General features: G+C 57.8%; 14 protein-coding genes and 3 pseudogenes. 9 read left to right on the top strand and 8 right to left on the bottom strand.

The genetic code is table 11. From position 1 onward, the window contains the following. Positions 1-47: 47 nt before the first annotated feature. Both AWB68_RS36020 and AWB68_RS36015 read right to left on the bottom strand, forming a co-directional pair. Positions 48-953: a histidine kinase dimerization/phospho-acceptor domain-containing protein gene (locus AWB68_RS36020; protein WP_235028687.1), complete on the bottom strand. Its 906-nt coding sequence runs from the start codon at positions 951-953 to the stop codon at positions 48-50. 35 nt (positions 954-988) lie between these two features. Then, positions 989-1,647: pseudogene (locus AWB68_RS36015) on the bottom strand (response regulator). 144 nt (positions 1,648-1,791) lie between these two features. Between AWB68_RS36015 and AWB68_RS36010 the strand changes: the two are divergent. Both AWB68_RS36010 and AWB68_RS36005 read left to right on the top strand, forming a co-directional pair. Further along, positions 1,792-2,325 carry a cytochrome b gene (locus tag AWB68_RS36010; protein ID WP_087649020.1) on the top strand — a complete coding sequence of 178 codons (534 nt, stop codon included), beginning with the start codon at positions 1,792-1,794 and terminating at the stop codon, positions 2,323-2,325. A 235-nt stretch (positions 2,326-2,560) separates the two neighbouring features. Beyond that, positions 2,561-3,685, top strand: a complete 1,125-nt coding sequence (locus tag AWB68_RS36005) for a VIT1/CCC1 transporter family protein (RefSeq protein ID WP_087649019.1) — start codon at positions 2,561-2,563, stop codon at positions 3,683-3,685. A gap of 382 nt (positions 3,686-4,067) precedes the next feature. Here AWB68_RS36005 and AWB68_RS36000 read toward each other — a convergent pair whose 3' ends face one another. Further along, the gene (locus AWB68_RS36000) at positions 4,068-6,209 is read right to left on the bottom strand and encodes an FUSC family protein (RefSeq protein ID WP_087649018.1); all 2,142 of its coding nucleotides are present in this window, start codon (positions 6,207-6,209) and stop codon (positions 4,068-4,070) included. A 134-nt stretch (positions 6,210-6,343) separates the two neighbouring features. On the opposite strand from AWB68_RS36000, the gene AWB68_RS35995 reads away from it, so the two are divergent. Then, positions 6,344-7,060 (top strand): MFS transporter, encoded by a 717-nt coding sequence (locus AWB68_RS35995; protein WP_235028686.1) that lies wholly within the window; start codon positions 6,344-6,346, stop codon positions 7,058-7,060. A 90-nt stretch (positions 7,061-7,150) separates the two neighbouring features. Here the strand turns inward: AWB68_RS35995 and AWB68_RS35990 are convergent, their stop codons facing one another. After that, the gene (locus AWB68_RS35990; protein ID WP_087649022.1) at positions 7,151-7,975 is read right to left on the bottom strand and encodes an IclR family transcriptional regulator; all 825 of its coding nucleotides are present in this window, start codon (positions 7,973-7,975) and stop codon (positions 7,151-7,153) included. 311 nt (positions 7,976-8,286) lie between these two features. On the opposite strand from AWB68_RS35990, the gene AWB68_RS35985 reads away from it, so the two are divergent. Further along, positions 8,287-8,988, top strand: a complete 702-nt coding sequence (locus AWB68_RS35985) for a cyclase family protein (RefSeq protein ID WP_087649017.1) — start codon at positions 8,287-8,289, stop codon at positions 8,986-8,988. An 83-nt stretch (positions 8,989-9,071) separates the two neighbouring features. On the opposite strand, the pseudogene AWB68_RS35980 reads toward AWB68_RS35985, so the two are convergent. Further along, a pseudogene (locus tag AWB68_RS35980) lies at positions 9,072-9,272 on the bottom strand (transposase domain-containing protein); the annotation flags it as partial. A 308-nt stretch (positions 9,273-9,580) separates the two neighbouring features. On the opposite strand from AWB68_RS35980, the gene AWB68_RS35975 reads away from it, so the two are divergent. Genes AWB68_RS35975 through AWB68_RS35965 form a run of 3 tightly spaced genes read left to right on the top strand, consistent with a single transcriptional unit; the run spans position 9,581 to position 12,653 of the window. Next, positions 9,581-10,711 (top strand): site-specific integrase, encoded by a 1,131-nt coding sequence (locus AWB68_RS35975; protein ID WP_235028685.1) that lies wholly within the window; start codon positions 9,581-9,583, stop codon positions 10,709-10,711. Beyond that, positions 10,708-11,652, top strand: a complete 945-nt coding sequence (locus AWB68_RS35970; protein WP_087649015.1) for a tyrosine-type recombinase/integrase — start codon at positions 10,708-10,710, stop codon at positions 11,650-11,652. The genes AWB68_RS35975 and AWB68_RS35970 overlap by 4 nt, the downstream gene beginning before the upstream one ends. Beyond that, positions 11,649-12,653: a tyrosine-type recombinase/integrase gene (locus tag AWB68_RS35965; protein WP_087649014.1), complete on the top strand. Its 1,005-nt coding sequence runs from the start codon at positions 11,649-11,651 to the stop codon at positions 12,651-12,653. Before AWB68_RS35970 ends, AWB68_RS35965 begins: the two co-directional genes overlap by 4 nt. A gap of 145 nt (positions 12,654-12,798) precedes the next feature. On the opposite strand, the pseudogene tnpC reads toward AWB68_RS35965, so the two are convergent. The 3 genes and pseudogenes from tnpC to AWB68_RS35950 all read right to left on the bottom strand — a co-directional run. Beyond that, a pseudogene (gene tnpC, locus AWB68_RS35960) lies at positions 12,799-14,184 on the bottom strand (IS66 family transposase); the annotation flags it as partial. A 30-nt stretch (positions 14,185-14,214) separates the two neighbouring features. After that, complete coding sequence (tnpB, locus tag AWB68_RS35955; RefSeq protein WP_087649013.1) at positions 14,215-14,571, bottom strand: IS66 family insertion sequence element accessory protein TnpB; 357 nt, start codon at positions 14,569-14,571, stop codon at positions 14,215-14,217. Continuing rightward, on the bottom strand, positions 14,547-15,098 hold the full coding sequence (locus tag AWB68_RS35950) for a transposase (protein ID WP_087649012.1): 552 nt from the start codon (positions 15,096-15,098) through the stop codon (positions 14,547-14,549). The genes tnpB and AWB68_RS35950 overlap by 25 nt, the downstream gene beginning before the upstream one ends. A 158-nt stretch (positions 15,099-15,256) precedes the next feature. Between AWB68_RS35950 and AWB68_RS35945 the strand changes: the two genes are divergently transcribed. Both AWB68_RS35945 and AWB68_RS35940 read left to right on the top strand, forming a co-directional pair. Next, positions 15,257-16,366, top strand: a complete 1,110-nt coding sequence (locus AWB68_RS35945; RefSeq protein ID WP_087649011.1) for a CobW family GTP-binding protein — start codon at positions 15,257-15,259, stop codon at positions 16,364-16,366. A 5-nt stretch (positions 16,367-16,371) separates the two neighbouring features. Continuing rightward, complete coding sequence (locus tag AWB68_RS35940; protein WP_087649010.1) at positions 16,372-17,790, top strand: amidase; 1,419 nt, start codon at positions 16,372-16,374, stop codon at positions 17,788-17,790. Positions 17,791-18,341 lie beyond the last annotated feature (551 nt).

Genomic DNA, 18,341 nt, shown 5'->3' with positions numbered 1-18,341 from the left:
GGTCACGATCGCCGGAATTGCCGATCACGATCAACCGGAAACCGCGGTCACGATAAAACGGAATCAGCGGTCACGATGCCGGAAATGTCGGTCACGATCACCGGAATACGCAGGTGAGCGCTTCGGTCTACGCCGAGGACGACTCGCTCGAGGGCGAGCCGCTGCTGAGCAGCATCGCCACCACTCATCGCAACTTGCGCCTGTACCTTAATCGCAGCAAGGGGCGTTTTGAGTTCATGGGCTGCATCTGCTGTGAAGGTTCGCTCACGTGCGAGCGACATGCGGAGGCGTTCGAGTAGCCCGTTTGTGGACATCACGACTGCGCTCAATTCGCTCGGTGAGCGCAGCAGTTCGATGGGGGTGAGGTTGCGACTGTCCCGCGCCTGCATGGCCTTCGATAGAGTCGAAAGCGGCCTTAAACCAATCCCAACGCTGAACCAGACCATGCCCATCAAGAGTGGAAGGATAAGAAGTGTTGGTCGTGCAATGCGCGCAGCCACTCCGCTCACCAAATCGCTGTGCTCGTTCACGGGTTCCATAATACTGATGGTTCGTCCGGAGCGGGCATCACGCGTGGTATATAAGAGCCACTTGCCGTTTTGTGCGTCGACCTCCTCGACTTCATTATAGGGACGGCCAGTCACATCAACAGCCGGAAAGTCGCTGCTTTTCGCGATGGTCGCTCCTTGCCGGTCGGTCACCTGATAGTGCACGAATCGGTCGCCGTAGTCAGAATCGCCTTCATCGCGGCGAGAGCGATGCGGAATCTCATTACGAGCATCGATTTTATGGTCTGCCAACTTCGCCAGTTCGCTGGCCTCAAGTTGGGCAAGGAGCGGCACAATTTGAATAAGTCTTGTTTCATCCCACTGCGTCACCTCATGACTCGCAGCATGGAAGCTCCATACGAACATCGCGGCCCACGACGCCCCGACGCTAAACAAGACGAGCACCGTCAAACGGCTTCGGATGGACCGATGTATCGCTCTCATGGCTTCTCCATCACGTAACCTACTCCCCGGATTGTCCGAATCGTGTCCACGCCAATTTTCTTTCTAAGCGCAGACACATAAACCTCAATCGCGTTACTTTCTACCTCTTCATCCCACCCGTAGATGCTTTCCTCGATTTTCGCTTTATGCTGCGGTTCGCCGACATGAATGAGCAAATGAATTAAAACACCGAACTCGCGGGCAGTAAGCTGGACGCGCTGGTCGCCTTTGAACGTCGTTTGTGCAGCAGGATTCACGGTCAACTCACGCCATTTGAGCAACTCGGTGGCGCGGCTCTGAGAGCGCCTCATAAGCGCGGGCAGCGTGAGATGACTTCGCCGAGGTCGAACGGTTTTCCCAGGTAGCCGTCAGCGCCGGCATCGAGACCAGCTATACGGTCGCCGACCGTATCCCTCGCAGTAAGGACAAGCACGGGAACAAAGTTCCCCTGTGCGCGTATCTGAGAAAGTAGACTTGCTCCTGAAAGACCGGGTAGCCCGAGGTCGAGCAACACCAGGTCGTAGCGGGTAGTCGTAAGGGCTAACTTTGCGTGTTGCCCGTCTTTCGCCCAATCAACTGCGAACGCAGCATTGCGCAGTGCCACTTCTAGGCCACTGCCAATGAGCTCATCGTCTTCAACCAACAGGATGCGCATGTTTGGTCCATATAGTCTGCCACTTCAAGATTTTGTCCTAGTCTAATCGTTTCGCGAGGTAGCGCAGAGCCTCATGGGTCTTAAGGTATTCTTCAGGTTGGAGCGGCTATTGTCCCGGTTTCCCCCGTTATCCGGAGCGAACGCGTGTTTGAGAATCATTCGCACAATTTTGTGTACAGTCCAGTTGCCCGACTTCTGCACTGGCTTATCCTCGGTCTCGTCTGCGCGCAGTTCATAATTGGATGGACGATGCCGGATGTGCATAGGGATACTTTGCCGACCGGCGCGATAGCCTGGCACCTGAGCGTGGGCGCCGCGATTGTTGCGGTGATGGTGATTCGAATTTTCTGGCGCGTGACGCATGTGCCTGAACCCGCTAAGCTGTCGCCAATGCTCACGTTCGCTTCGAGAGCGACCCATTTGCTTCTGTACATCGTGCTGCTAGCTGTACCTCTTACAGGCTGGGCGAATGCGTCGGCGCGTGGCTGGACGGTGCGCCTCTTGGGAACGCTTCCTTTTCCTGGTCTTGCGCAGAAGGGTTCGTCGCTGGGAATGGAGCTCGGTGGTGTTCACAGCGTGCTTGCATGGGTGCTGTTCACGCTAATTGCACTGCATATCGCAGCCGCGTTGTTCCACCGGCTCGTTCTTCGCGACTCGGTGTTACAACGTATGCTCTGAGCGGGCGAGCAATAAACCCTTCCCAGTAACAGGTCGTGGGTCCAAAGATTGCGTGACAACTGCTTCATTCGGGCGAACGGTTAACCGACCGGCTCCCGCTGATATTCCTCAGTTCGCGGAACCTTGCTAAGTAACATATTCAGAAGTGTTTCTATTCTCATTTAAGATTTATGCGATATCAATTCCGCGTGACTTTCCAGACTTTAGGTCGGCGAGTATTGCGATGGGTGATTAAATGGCTTCTGCACAGGAACTCAGAAGATTTCGCGCGAATCTCGCCGACGAACTTCATAGTGCGGCAATCTACGAAACGCTTTCGCGGGTGGAGAAAGATAGCTCCCGCAAACAAGTCTTCGGCGAACTCGCGGCATCCGAGCGAATGCACGCACGCGTTTGGTCCGACAAGCTAGCTGCCAATGGCAAGAGCGCGCCGTCCGGCTTCAACGCCAAGACCTGCCTGATGAAGGGCCTCGTCCATTTGCTGGGACCACGCTTCGTCCTTCCATCGATTGCTGCCGCCGAGTTTGCCGACAGGAATAAGTATGCTGGCAATCCCGATACGGCGCGCATGTCGGAAGACGAGAACCGCCACGCGAGCGTGGTCCAAGAAATGGCGAACGCAGGCAACCCCCCCGCTGCGGAGGGCACCGATATCGCTCAGTCGGAATCTTGGCACCGAGGCGTTGCCTCAGGCAACGACCTGCGTGCAGCGGTGCTTGGAGCGAACGACGGGCTAGTCTCTAACTTCTGCTTGATTATGGGTGTGGCGGGCGCAGGAACAGGCAATAAAGCCATTTTACTGACCGCGCTCGCTGGGCTTATTGCGGGCGCCTGCTCGATGGCGTTGGGTGAATGGCTGTCAGTGACAAACGCGCGAGAGCTCGCGCAGTCACAGGTCTCCAAGGAGCAAAACGAACTCGAGCATAGCCCGGAGTCAGAGGAGCACGAACTGGCTCTCATCTACAAAGCAAAGGGTTTAAGCGCAGACGAGGCGAGGCGTTTTGCATCGCAAATCATGCAGGACAAGGACAAGGCTCTCGATGTGCTCGTTCGCGAAGAATTGGGCATCGACCCCGCTGAGCTTGGTGGGAATCCGTGGTCGGCTGCCGGCGTGTCGTTTTGCCTTTTCGCGCTCGGCGCAATCTTCCCGGCCATGCCATTTCTGTGGTCATCCGGTACGAGCGCCATCATTCAATGCATCAGCTTCAGCGTGCTTGCATTGGCGGCAATCGGCCTATTCACATCGCTTTTCAATGGACGCAGCGCGGGATTTTCGGCTGTTCGGCAGGTTCTTGTAGGCTTGGCAGCAGCGGCTTTCACCTTCGGCGTGGGACGAGCTCTCGGAGTCGCGGTGTCGTAGCGAAGTGGCGGAGGCATATACCGGCCGAGTTGGGAAGCGCGACAAGGGGCGGTCATTGACCAACGACTCAGAGCCGGCATCTCAAAGTGGCTGCGGGATTCAATCACATCTGTCTCGACCGTGAAAAACCACGTTTAGACCTTGTCCGCAGGGCAGTCCAAACATGGAGTACTCTAATGGGTTGTTGTAGCAGCGCATTAAATGGCGCTCAATCGCGCCTGGCGGCGCTCCCTCGACAATCTGATAGAGCTCGAGAATCGCCTCATACAGTCGTTCGACGCAACGCCAGTGGTTGCTTCTCGATTGGCAGGATGGTCAGTCCGATGTCGGCAAAGGGGGCCAGCTGGCATCGGCGATAAAAGCTTCGACGCATCACCGCGTCTCATCCTGACATTCGCTTTTGTTCACCATTTCTTTGCTTCAGACTGTCGGCATGCTCCAGCAGGAGCCTGCGAAGCAAAATGACCTGGTTCACTGCGTCTGCTTCCAGGAGGGAAAGCCGTTGCTTGGGAAACGGTTCGGGTGCGTTGACATCCGTATTGCCGGACAGATGCTCATTCAGAGCTTGAGCTACCGCGTGCACCCAAGCGACCAGACTCGCACTATCGGGCGACGTTGAGTTGCCAAACCGGGCCCTCGTTGCTGTCCCTGCCAGCCTCCGCAAGAGAGCGAGGGCAGTCGAGCCAAGTTTGTCGGCGGCGGAGGTGTCGAGTTGTTCGAATCGCAGCCGTGCCAGTACTTCCTCCGCATTGTTGCTCGCAAGCCCCGCCGTGCGGCGCATACGTTCAAGCTGAGTGTGGTTGATTCGTCTTTGCGCGAGCGAAGCGCCGAGGTAAGCCATGTTGGCGGTTACAGCGGCGGACAATCTGTCCTTGAAATTGCCCGGCTCCCGGCTTGGCCACAATATAAAAGTCGCCAGGAGCGCAATCATGCACCCAAGCACGTTGTTGCCAAGCCTCGTCGCGGCGTAGGCGAGCTCCGTGCCGCCCTGGGAGGCGAAGTCAGCGACCAGAACGAAGGTGGGCGTAATGAAAAGCACGAAGAGACTGTAGCTTACGGTGCGCAACGCCATGGTCGCGCAGACCAGCGGGAAGACGCACAGCGAGATTCCAAGCGGCGAGTCAACCAGTAGCCCCAGTCCGGCAGCAAGAAATCCCCCGACGATGCTTCCCGCGGCTCGCTCAATGCTGCGTGGCCAACTTGTAGCAATCGACGGCTGAAGTATCAGTAGCGTCGCCATCGTTGCCCAGTAGCCGAAGGGCAGGTGCAGGCTTCTCACAACCAGAAAGGCGGCCGTGGTGGCGACGCCGACCCGCACCGCATGCCGGGTTCCAATCGATTCGAATGACGCGTTCGCTTTCAGCGTTTCCCAAGCGCGTTTGAGCACGTTGTATGTGGCCGACCACCAGCTTTTCCGAGGCTCCTGCGAGGTCTCGACGTCGCCCGGCACCGTGCTGAATCTCAGCGCTATCTTCTCGCCGAGCGCGGTGTCCAATCGCTGCGCCAGCGCATGCAGACGGCCGTGCAATTCCGATGAGGGTCGTCCGGGCTTATCGGCAGCGATTTTCCCAAGGCGCTGAAGCGTCTCGGCCATTGCCTCAAGCGCGCGTGCCGCACGTCGCCGATTCGGCATGCCGTGATGTCCGCGCTCGCCGGCATCGGTTACGGCAATCAGGTATGCGAATATCTGCTCGCAATCGGCGAACGCAATCAGCAGGTTGCCATACGTTTCCCGCCTGTCGGTCTTCACTGCCGGAACCTTTCCTAAAGCCTTTCGAGTTGCTTCAAGTGCACTCCGGGCCTGACCTCGAAACCTGGAGGCATGAGACGCCCATTTCGCGAAATCGGTGCTGTCCTGTTTGAGCAGGCGCGCGCTGTCTCGCGCAATGTCGGCGAGACGCGAGTACGTTGAGCGTAATGCCACCCGGCTCGCACCGAACGGATGAATGCGCCATACGGTAAAGCTCAGCAACGTCGCAAACGCGCAGCCGAGAAAATAGAGGAAGAGGAATTGCAGGTCCTCGCGATTGCCATGTATCGGTCTGTCGACCATGACCACACACGCCGTCGCCGCAAGTATCGAAACCTGCGCAGCCGCCGCGCCCCAGATTCGACCGAGGGCTCCCGCCGACGAGAAAACGAGAATGGCTGGGGTCGCGGAAAGCAGGCCGGCGCCGGACGCGTAGGCGGTGATGCCGCCACAAAGCGTGGACAGCAGCGTAAAGGCTGTCATTGAGGCAAGCCGCATTCGCTTCGAGCCCGCGGCGTCGGCGAGACATGTCCAGAACGCGCCTATCGCGGCATAGGAGAATTGCGGGTTGTGTAGCAAATAGCCGAGCAGAAGCATTGCCGTCGACGCACATGCGGCTCTCAGTCCTTCGGACAGGTTTGCTTCTGTGAATGCGAGCGACACCATCCATGCCGGGCGCCGCCGGACGAGCGTATCAGTAAAGGCGGACCGTGCTTTCAGGTAGCGCCCCGTCGCAGTCTTCGACAAACCATGAACGTCTCGAAGGCGAATCATAAAGCTCCTTGCCAACTGGCATGTCGTCAAAACAGTGCCGGTTTCTGAACAACGCTCCGGTCACGTTTCTGTGGGTCTCATCGGTGCTTGAGGCGGTCAGTGCCTGAAGTAGCCCGCGCCAATATGCAATGTCGATGGCGGGTTATGACGGTCGGCGTCTGGGAAACGAGCGCGAACACGGTAGCGGGGGGATTTGGGCGGCGTTCCGGGGTGAATCGCTTCGGCCGACGTTAGTCTTAGGCGGTGGGCTTTTGCTCAACTGGGTCGCGATTCAGGTGTTCGGCGTGCTCGGAACGACGGTTATTACCCAAGTGCATCACGTGTCATTTGAAAACTCGTTGCTGATTCTTATCCTCTCAAACGTAGTTGGTTACATCGGCTACCTATCGCATGGATTCATCGGCGACAAAATCGGTCGACGCAACACATTGGCGCTCGGTTGGATGTGCGGCGGTTTCGCCTTTGCGGGCATGCTCTATGGGCCGCACGACTTCCCCGTAGTGGTTGGCCTTTACAGCCTCGGTTTGTTCTTTCTCAACGGACCGTACGCCGCCGCCCTCTTTTTCATTGGCGAAAGCTATCCCACCGCTATCCGCGGAACGGGTAGCGCGATTGTGCACGCCATGGGCCCGATTGGTGCAATTCTCGCCGGCATTGGCATCACGGCTGCGCTCAACTCCGGTAGCGACTGGCTTCACGGCGCACTTCTCTTTGGAGCGGTGCCGTGTTTCCTGTCCGGTCTTTTGATTTTCGCGACACGCCATGTCGACCCGGCGGAAGACACGTGGACTCACCCCGCGCACGAGCCCAGCTTGGCTGAGCCGCGGCCCGCGCTGGCGAGGGCGAACTGACGACAGAGGGGCAAGCGGTGGTCGGCGCAGGCCCCCTCCTAGCGCGTAGTCCGTGCGATGTATTGTCGACGCGTTGGTTCGGCCGTCGATTCAGACGCGTCCCCTCAAGTCGGAGATGTCGAAGTTGGCTTGATGCACCAGATTTTGAATAACCCGGGACTCAGTGCGTAACAGCGAGAGGATTTCCTGTTGCCGGGAGGCAGGCAAGCTGTCTGCAATCGCTGTGACACTCAGGGCAGCAAGGGGAGCTCCATCGCTGTCTCGAATGACTGTTCCTATGCCACTGAGTCCAGGTAACAGACTTCCATCGTGTGTTGCGTACCCGAGCTCCTGAGAATGCTTAACGATACGTAGTAGTCGCGGGACCGAAAGACCGCCATAGGTGATGAGACGCTTTGCGTTGGCGTTACATATGCGCGCTATCTCATCGTCGGGCAACAGCATTAGCAGTGCGAGGCTGCCGGCGCCGACGCCTAGAGGTCGGTGTACGCCAATCTCAATCGCTGGCACATCGATGGGCTCGCCGCCTTCGACACGAGCAACAGAAATCGCATCTGAACCGCTTCTGATTGTGAGGAATGCAATGTCCGATGTCGCCTCAGCAATTCGCTTCAAAGAAGGTTCGCAGATGGCTTGCATCTTGAACTGTGTTGCTGCCGTTAGTCCTAGTTCATACAAGCCGTGCCCCAAGAGGTACCGGCGCGACTGGGGATGTTGCATGACGAGGTCTTCGCGCACGAGGCACCCTAAAATCCGATGGATAGTCGGTCTTTCGAGTTTAAGTTGCGACGCCAAATCAGAAAGACGAAGTCCGTGCACGCTGAAGGAAGCAATCTCTCGCAGGATTCTTGCAGCTCGTTCGATGCTCTGAGTTCCAGAGCCCTTGCCTTCTGGTGGTTCTTGGGTGGTCGGCATGGTCAGCACCATAGGTTCAAAGTCTCATCGTAATACAGAGTCCGTATTGCGGACTCATTTTTCTCCGTTGCCTGTTGCGAGCAGATTCTCTCGTGAGTAAAGTTTTTCAGGCGAAATCGCAAGCCTGCACCTACTTTGCCAGCCTGAATTTGCCCCCGACGCAGACGGATAAAGCACCGAAACGACACGAGGTTTGAGAGGAAGTCCGTTATATGGACGTCGTTCGGTAATCGGAAAGTTGAAACAACTCGTCGCCACCAATCTGTTTCATAGGCGATTTCGGTCCTCAATAATTGATAGGAGATTTTCTGATGGCACAGCGTCTCGTTGACCTCACACTGACCCTTTCGGACAACATGCCGGCGCACAAACTCTTCCAGCGCCCCATCATTGCTCCGCACCTTACCCACGAAAAGTCGCTCTCGATGGGTATGGGTGCGCCGGGCGACCCGATGACCTTCGCAACAACGTTCATTAGCACGCTCGACCATATCGCGACCCACGTCGACGCGTTCTATCACACCAATCCCAACGGTGCGCCCGTCGACGAGATGCCCCTGTCGATGTTTATGGGGAAGGCGGTATGTCTTGATATGACCCACATCCCGGACCTCGGCGACATTGACGTCGGCGACCTTGAGGCCGGCGAAAGGAAAGCCGGTGTGCGGATTGATGGGCACATTGTGCTTCTAAACACTGGGCTGCACAAACGCCACTACCCCGACCTGAAAGTCGTTTGGAGCAATCCTGGCCTGACAGCCGAAGCGACCCATTGGCTCGCGGACCGGGGGTCGAAACTCCACGGAGTCGAAGGACCGTCCACGGATAAGCCTTCGCATAATCTGTTTCCCAGCCACCGCGTATGTCGCGACCGCGGAATTACCCACTACGAGTGGCTCGTGAACCTTGAGGAGTTGGTAGGTCAAGGCGAGTTTATGTTCTACGGACCTCCGCTGAAAATCCAACAGGGAAGTGGCTCGCCCGTACGTGCATGGGCGATGCTGGAAGAATAAACGCTCGGTCAAACGTTCGCGATCCATTGACGACGCCCCTCGAGTAAGAGCGCGGATCTCATGAGATGTGGTACAGGACTCAGTCAGCGGAGATTGATGGGCATCTTCCAGGGCAAGAGCGCGTCGTAGTCGTCGACGGTCTGTGCCAGCGGGAGACGCTGTAACAGCCAGGTGAGATAGCGGTACGGATCGATGCTGTCCGCCTTGCAGGTTTCGACCAGTGAGTAGAGATTGGCGCTCGCGTTTGCGCCATCGACGGTGTCAGCGAACAACCAGCCGCGTCGCTTATCGAAGCATTTCTATAAACGCCGCTATCGACACATTGTAGTTATCGGAGATTCATCACCCGCGTGTGGACAGTAGCCCCTGTTTTCAGGGATATGATCCGTGAAGCACGCACTACAATCTTCCATAATATGGAGTACTTTCCTCGTGTTGTCTTAGTGTTTCGAGGAGGGTCACCATGCTCACATACTCACGCCTCAGACCCGGACATTTCCTTGCTCAAAGATGGTTCGCCCAGTCTGGCATGGAAACTCACGCGGCCTCATACCGCCGATATCTAACCAAACGTGGATATTCGCAGAACACAATGGAGCGCTATTACCGCGGTCTTGCGCATTTTGCGCACTGGATCTCGGGACAGAGAATCGGCCTTCGCGAAGTCGACGATACATTGATAGGCCGCTTTCTCTTCGGTCATCTGCTCCATTGCCATTGCGCCCCCAAATGCGAGCGAACGCGAACCAACATCCATGCGGCAGTGACGCTTTTCCTTGAGATGCGGGGCATCGCTCGCGTAGGGCCGATCTCGCCCGTATCGACTGCAATAGCCAGAGAGATCGCGGATTTCGATCGTCACCTGTCTGAAGTTCGTGGACTGTCCGATAGTACCCGCTACGCACGAAGGCGGGATATAACGGAATTTCTCGTCGATCGATTCGGGACAGGTACGATTAGCATTGCGAATCTTACTCCGGATGATGTCGAACACTTCGTTCTGAGTCGCACGCGTGGACTGGCGCCACGCACCATCAAGGGTGTGGGTAATTCCCTTCACAGCTACTTCCTCTTCAAGTCCAGTTGCGGCATCCCAACCGCAACACTTATTGCCGCACTCCCACCGGTCGCCTCACGGCGACTCGCCGGCCTTCCCGATATTTTGGCGCCTGACGAGATCAGAAACCTGCTCAGCGCCTTTGACCGCAATAGCGCCATCGGCAAGCGAGACTACGCCATTACCCGCTGCCTGCTGGACCTCGGCTTGAGGCGCACTGAGGTCGCACAACTGTGCCTCGATGATATCGACTGGCGCGTAGGAACCTTGACGCTCCATGCCAAGGGGAATCGAGTTGATGTTGTACCGCTGCCACGGACAACGGGCGAGGCGATCGCCGCGTACCTGAAGCGGGGGCGCCCCCAGACAACGCGGCGCGAAGTGTTTGTACGTCATCGACCACCGCTCAATGCAGAAGCAAGTGTGGACATTGTGAGAAATGCAGTGCGTTGCGCTGCCGAACGTTGTGGCCTTCAACAACGCGTGCGTGGCACACACATTTTCCGGCACACAGTGGCATGTCGGATGGTACAAGGCGGGGCCCCGTTCAAGGAAATCGCCGACCTGTTACGCCATCGCAGCCTTGACACGACCACCATTTATGCCAAGGTGAATGTTCCGGCGCTTCGGCAGGTGGCGCTTCCCTGGCCGGGGAGCCGCTCATGAGACACCGCAAATCATTCATGCAGCGGATCGACGACTACCTCGCCGTTCGCCGCCAGGCGGGCTTTGCGCTCAAGGCAGAAGGCGCACAACTTCGACACTTCGCGCGATTCGCACAACAGATCGGCCATCGGGGCCCGTTGACTACGCAGCTAGCCGTGCGGTGGGCGAGCAGTTCCGTCGGTGGTCGCCGGTTGACGGCCGCACGCAGGATCGAGGTCCTACGGCCCTTTGCCAAATACTGCCGGCAGTTCGATCCCGAAACAGAGATTCCACCCCGAGCGCTCTTTGGAGCGGCACATCGTCGGCTGGTTCCGCATGTCTTTAGCGACGACGAGATCATCGAGTTGATGGCGCGCTGCGATGGGCTTTATCCGCCGCACGGCTTGCGTGGCGCGAGCTGCGCGGCTATCTTTGGATTGATGGCCTCATCAGGTCTGAGGACCGCTGAAGCGACGGCGTTGACTCGTTCGGACGTCGATCTCGACAGCCGGTTGCTGCACATTCGGTGCGGGAAGCTCGGTAAATCGCGCTGGGTCCCGATACACCCCACCACCGCTGACATCCTGCGGCGCTACGCCAGGAAACGCGATCGCGATCCCCTGACCCTGAACAGCGAGGCGTTCTTCGTTTTTGACTTCGGTCGACCAGCCTCCACGCACAGCGTCAACTATGCATTCCATATTCTCTGTGACACGTTGAAGTGGCGACCGCGCGGAGACCACCCACGACTCCGCCTGCGCGATCTACGCCATTCATTCGTGTGCCACAGACTCCAGGAATGGTACGCCCATGGACTGGACGTAGATCGCAGCATTCTTGCCTTGTCGACATATCTCGGCCACGCCAAGGTTACCGACACATACTGGTATGAGACAGCCACTCCTGAGCTGTTAGCTATCGCAGCTCAGCGCTTCGTGAGTTGTCGGAGAGGTACATCATGAGCAAGTCTCTCACACAATCATTTCCCGTTTTATTGCAGAAGTTTTTTACGCAACGCCTGCTGCTGCAGCAACAAGTAAGCCACTGCACTGTGACCGCTTACCGCGACAGTTTTCGCCTGCTGCTGGCCTTTGCATATCAACGCTTGCACAAGCGGCCTTCCAATATTGCTATCGAAGATCTGAACGCGTCGTTCATTCTCGCGTTTCTCCACCACCTCGAACGGGATCGCCATAATTGCATCCGCAGCCGCAACGCGAGGCTCGCCGCCATACGGTCGTTCATGGAATATGTTTCGTCCGAGGAACCCTCGGCGCTGGCGATCGTCCGGTCTGTATTGGCGATCCCCATGAAGCGCTACGAGCAGCCTCTTGTCGGATCTCTGTCTCGCGAGCATATTGAAGCGATCCTCGCTGCTCCCGATGCAGAAACCTGGACTGGCCAACGTGATCGTGTGATGCTGGCAACCTTGTACAACACCGGTGCGCGTGTTTCCGAGCTCCTCGAGATGCGTATTGCTGATCTCGTGCTTGGCTCAACCTCATGGGTACGGATCCATGGCAAAGGTCGACGAGATCGTTCTGTACCATTGTGGCCGGACACCGCTAGGGAGCTGAAGCGGTGGCTGAAGCAATATCCACGGAGTCCTCATGAGCCGCTCTTTCCAGGTCGCTCTGGTGGGACGCTAACGCGTGTCGGCTTTACCGCACGCCTGAACCTCGCGGTCGAGATGGCATCGCGACAGTTTCCCGAACTTCTGAAGTGCCGAATATCTCCGCACGTGGTGAGGCACTCGGTAGCAACGCATATGCTGCAATCTGGTGTCGACATCACCGTCATCGCGCTATGGCTTGGTCACGAAAGTCCCGTGACGACACATCGCTATGTAGAGGCGGATCTGCAAATGAAGGATCGTGCATTACAAGCTCTCCAGGCACCTTCGCGAAAGCCGACGCGATATCGTCCGAAGGACGACGTCCTTCGCTTCCTGGAAACCCTGTAGTTATGGAAGCTCCAGCTCCGGAATGCGATCGTGTTATCCGGCCAGGATAGCGCCATGGTCCTGTTACAGCAGGGCCTTGGCTAGCAGTGTCGACGCCTCCGATTACCCGGCTGGATGAACCTTCGATAACTACAATGTGTCGATAGCGGCGTCCCAGGCAGAACGGGCGAATGGAATTTTCGCAAGGGTTGTTCGATATGGGCCAGTTGCCGTCCTCAACGTAACGGATCAGCTTCGGCCACTGACCGTGCAGATAGGTCAGCGCCTTGCCGAGCAGACTGTTGGGCACGACGCCAGGCGAGTGCTCAAGCATCAGCTTTTCGATGACATCGAGTACGCACGCGCTGTATCGTCGTCGCAATCGCTGTCGTCGCCCAGCCGTCCACGTCTGGCTTCGCGCTTCGGCCGCGAACAGTTTGCCGATCAGGCTGATGAAGCGTGTCGCGAGCAGATCGGGCGGGCGCGCTGCCTTGGGGACATTGTCTTCCGCCTTCACAAAGTACCGTCTTGCGTGCGTCCAGCATCCGAGGTGCACGAGCTGGTACTGTTCAGCGATGCCGTTGTAGGGTTCGTATCCATCGGTCATCAGGGCGGCACCTTTACGGACACCGGCAAACAGCCTGTCAGCCAGCCTGGCGCCACGACCTGGCGTATAGGTGAAGCAACGGATGGGGATGCCCGAGCCGGTCATCTGCGCCCACAGATAGCTTTTCGTTTGCGGCTTTCGCCCTTGCTCCTTCAGGACCTGGAACGTCGTCTCGTCGCCGTAGATCAGTTCGGCATCGAGCAGCGCATCGCGCATCAGGTTGATGACGGGTTGCGTCGCAAGACCGACGCGGACCATGCTCGCGGCAATCGTGTTCGACGAGATGTCGCCGCCGAAGCGACGCAGCAGACCGGCCTGGCGATAGAGCGGCATGCCGAACTGGTACTTGCCGGTGGCGATCCACGCGAGCGCCGATTCACTCAGCAGCCCACGCGGGATGATACGGGGCGGTGCCGGCGTAACCTTGATGCCGAGATCGCAACACGGGCAGGCGTACTTGATACGCTGATGCTGGGTGACTCGCAACTGCTCGGGAATGACATTGAGCTGCTCACTGATCTCGACGCCGATCTCGACAAGCGCGTGTCCGTCGTGATCGCAGAAGCGCTCTGCCTCAGAGAGCTCGTGTCGCACGACATCACGCGGCAGATTGGGATCGAGAGGCTTGCGGTGGCCGCGCTTCTTGCGCTTGTGGGCCGCGACCTCGGTTCCGGGGGTATCTTCCTGCGCGGGAGTGGCGTTCGCGCCGAGCGCTTCGGCTTCGTTGAACAGGCCGAACTGGTCCGAGGCGCGCGCTTCGCTTTTCGCGCCAAACAGTTCGCGACGGTAAGCGCGCAGTCGTTCCTCGGCGAGATCGCGCTCAGCTGTCACGAGGCGCAGTGCGCTGCGAACCTCCTCATGATCGCGCTGAAGCGAACCATATGCCTCTCGCATCGCGAGCAGTGCCTTGAGTTCGTCGGCGTCGATGGTCACGTTGATCGGCATACCGCTTAGACCGGCACGCCGGTGACGTGTTCAGCTCACGCGTGCATAATTTCGACTGGGATGTCGCTGGACTGCGGCAATGTCGATGCCCTCGATAAGCCAGTGCAACTGCTCGACGCTCAGTGTCGCGACCCCGTTCGCGCTGTCAGGCCACACGAAGCGATCGTTTGCCTCGAGTCTCTTGAGCATGAGCCAGAAACCGTTGCCCTGCCAGCCCAGGATCTTGATGCGATCGCATCTCCGGTTGGTAAACACATAGAGCGAGGAATCCATCGGGTTTAGGCGCATGGCCTGCTCCACGAGAATCGACAGGCTGTTCATGCCATACCGGAAGTCGACGGGTTCCCGATGCAGGTAGACCTTCAGGCCTTCGTCGAACCGGAACACGGCATCCTCCCCAGCATCTGGACCACGGTGGTCAGTTCGTCGATGCTCGCCTCGCCGAGATCAAACTCGACGCCGTTGGACAGTCGCACATGCAGTGCGAGCGTCATCGACGGCGACGGCGGTGCGGTTGGCAGTGCTGGTGGTGCCGCAACGACAGGCACGAATGCCGTGGGCGAGGCGACCGGTGAGGAGCGCTTGCGCGAACCCGGGATGTCAATGGGCGCGCCATCAATCACCGCGAGCGCGCCCTCCAGGACGATTTCCTCCGGGGCATGCGGACTTTCCTGTTCGCCGGCAGCATCATCCTGCGATGCCGGCGAGATGCCTTTCTCGCGCTCCAGCAGGTACTTCGTGATCCACTTGCGTAGCAGGTTGGCGTTGATCCCGTGCTCCTGCGCCAGGCGGGCAACCGACACGCCAGAACGCAGCGCTTCCTCAACGAGCGCACGCTTGCCTTTATCGTCGTAACGACGGCGACCGTCGCTGCTGCGTCGAACTACTCTTAGCTCTGGATCTTTGTCAGCCATAGGTGTCCACCTCCGAATAGGTGGACACCTATGCTCCTCGCTCCTGTCCCCAGCAGCTAGACGCCGAAAATGGATCGCTTACGGTCAAACTATTTGGCAGACGCCGTTGCGGCCTATTTCACGCTGCGGTGTCGCCTGCAAACTCGGACTCAACTGTCATGAAAACCTCCTCAGCTAACGACCAGCGCATTCCTATCACGCTTCTGACGGGATTTCTTGGCGCAGGCAAGACGACGCTCGTCAATAACGTTCTTTCCAACGCGACAGATGAGAAGATTGCCGTCATCGTTAACGAGTTTGGCGAGATTGGCATCGATGGCGACCTCATCAGCCGTGCTTCGGACGATATGTTGGAACTCGCTAACGGGTGCATCTGCTGCTCTAGCAAGGACGATTTAATGGAGGCTCTATACAAGCTCTATATGCGCCGAGCCGGGCTTGCAGAGCCTAAGGTCGATTTCGACCGCGTGCTCATTGAAACGACAGGCCTTGCAAATCCGTTGCCCTTGGCGCAAGCCTTTTATACGGACATGTCGTTGAGCCTCACATACCGTCTAGATGCAATCGTGACACTTGTGGATTTGAAGCACGTTTCAGTGCAGCTTGAAAATGCTGCGGAAGCGGAGCGTCAAATTGCGCTCGCAGACAAGATTCTGATGAGCAAACGTGACCTCGTGAGTGATGCAGAATATGAAAATGCGCTCTCTCTAGTCCACGCCCTCAACCCTTTCGCACCACGGAGTCTTATTAACTTCGGTGCAGCGAAGGTCGACGAGCTTCTCGACATCGGACTGTTTGACCCCAATACTGGCGAGTCTTCTGTCGAGAAGTGGATTGCGATTGAGCCATCATGCTCGAGTCCCGAGAGGCACAATCATCACGATGGCCATTGCGAGATTTGTTCAACCTCGGAGCCTCACACGCACCATCATACCGGTGTCTCCTCTGTGAGCTTTCGCGAAGAGCGTCCTCTCGAGTATGAAAAGGTACTGGCATTCCTCGCAGGTCTCACACAGGGTTACGGAAGCAACCTGTATCGCGTGAAGGGACTAATCAATTTCCAAGGTTCCGACCGACCCGTCATAGTGCAAGGTGTTCAGAATATTTTCAGTCCGCTCACATATGCAGATGCTTGGCGTCGTGGAGTTGCAGAAACGCGCCTTGTGGTCATCGGGAAGGGGATTCAGCGGGAAGCCCTGTCAGAAGCGTTCCACTCGTGCGTTGCGAAGGCCGAGGATATGCTTGAGAATGGCTTCGTAATGGTCTGACAACGATGAAAAATGACTCAGTTAGCCAATCTTTCCAGTTCAGTTCTGCACTGGAATTGAGGGACGCCATTGCAAATAGGCGTATATCGCCCGTCGAGGTCGTCAAACAGACGCTTGAGCGTATTGATGTGTTGGAGCCGCAGCTTAATTGCTTCGTGACGCTGACGCCAGACATCGCAATGGAGAGTGCGCGTCGTGCAGAACACGCTGTCATGAGAGGAGACGCGCTCGGTCCCTTGCATGGATTGCCAATCTCTGTGAAGGACCTCATTTCGATGAGCAGCGTGCGGCAGACTTCGGGGTCTCGTGCAATGGCGGACAATATCGCCACGGTAGATGCCCCCTCGGTGAGCCGAGTGCTTTCCGCGGGCGCATGTGTGGTCGGTAAGACAACGACGAGCGAATTTGGCTGCAAAGCAGTTGGTGATTCACCACTGACAGGCATCACCCGCAACCCGTGGGACATCACGAAGACGCCTGGGGGGTCGAGCTGCGGTGCAGCGGCAAGTGTAGCCGCAGGGATAACTCCTTTCGCGTTAGGTACCGATGGGGGCGGCTCGATTCGCGGGCCGGCGTCCTTTACCGGTATTTTTGGCATCAAGCCGCAGTTCGCGCGTGTTCCCGTTTTCCCCACGTCTGCAACGCCGACGCTGGGGCATGTCGGGCCGCTCGCCCGTACCGTGCGTGATGCGGCGCTTCTTCTCAACGTTATCGCAGGGGGCGACCCGCGTGACCCGTTTTCTCTGCAGGGCGGCGTACCCGACTTCCTTCGCTCTTGCGAACAGCCCGTGAGGGGAATGAAGATAGCTTGGAGCCCGAACCTGGGTTACGCAAAGCCGACCGCTGAAGTCGTCAGCATCGTAGAGTCCGCCCTGAAGACCTTCGAGGACATGGGGTGCGAAGTGGTTCTGCTCGAGAATGGCATTGGTGCGGACCCAGCCGACCTTTGGATGGCAGAGTTTTACGCTGGCGTAGGTACGCGTCTCAGCAAGATACTGCACGACTCACCCCAGCTACTGGACATTGCCGTCGCGGATACGCTCGCGGTCGCGCTAGACCAAGGAATGCACTCTTACTACCAGAAGGTGTTCGACCGGTACGACTTCCGCGAGCGGGTCCGAGAAGTGTTTGAAGGGTTCGATTTGCTGGTCTCGCCCACCCTGCCCATCGCGGCCTGCGATGTCGGCGTCGACGTTCCGAAAGAACTAGAGGGGCGAAATCTCTGCACTTGGCAATATTTCACCTATCCGTTCAACTTGACTGGCCAGCCTGCCGCATCCGTTCCTGTCGGATTCACCTCATCAGGATTGCCTGTCGGGATGCAGATGGTCGCGAAACTCGGCTGCGAAGCTGACATCTTTCGCGCCGCCGCTGCGTTTGAGGAGGCGAGGCCTTGGGCCGCCTTTATTCCGCCGTTCGCCTGAGAAGTCCGGGGCCGGGCATGTGGTGCCTGGCGCTTCGACGACAGGCGCCTCTATCGTCCGTCAATAGGCGACAGGTTGTCCAAGTCCCCCACGCCATGCTGGTCATTTGATTTCGGTTCGCGCATTACGTTCGGAGGAGGCCTCTTCGACTTCCAATCCGCAGCCAGGCGGTATTCGCGCCCCATCTCGCGGAACAAACGGCGCTTGCGGCTTCGCGCTTGTCAAGTTCGGCATTTCGTTCAGTCAGGAAGTCAGTGTCTCGCCGACTGCGAACGGCAAACGACGAAATTCGTGCGACGCCGATGCGCACACTTGGGAATGTGATTTCCACGTGGCAAAGCACATTGCCAGCAAAGACGCCTCGCAACGAAAACCGCACCTTCGAAATCGCCCACGCGTTGCTGTCCCTTGCTTCGCCATCAGGTTGAGCTTTTCGCACCTTCTGCGATGTTGTTCTGCCGACCTCGCCCCGTGTTGCGTATTCCGGTGATCGTGACCGCTCATTCCGGCTGAACGTGACCGCTGCGCATGAGATGGTGGTACGCGACTAG

The sequence above is a fragment of the Caballeronia choica genome (genome assembly GCF_001544535.1).
In the GTDB taxonomy this organism is placed as follows: Bacteria; Pseudomonadota; Gammaproteobacteria; order Burkholderiales; family Burkholderiaceae; genus Caballeronia; species Caballeronia choica.
Note: the sequence above shows the minus strand (reverse complement) of the source record. Positions and strands in the feature narration are given on the sequence as shown.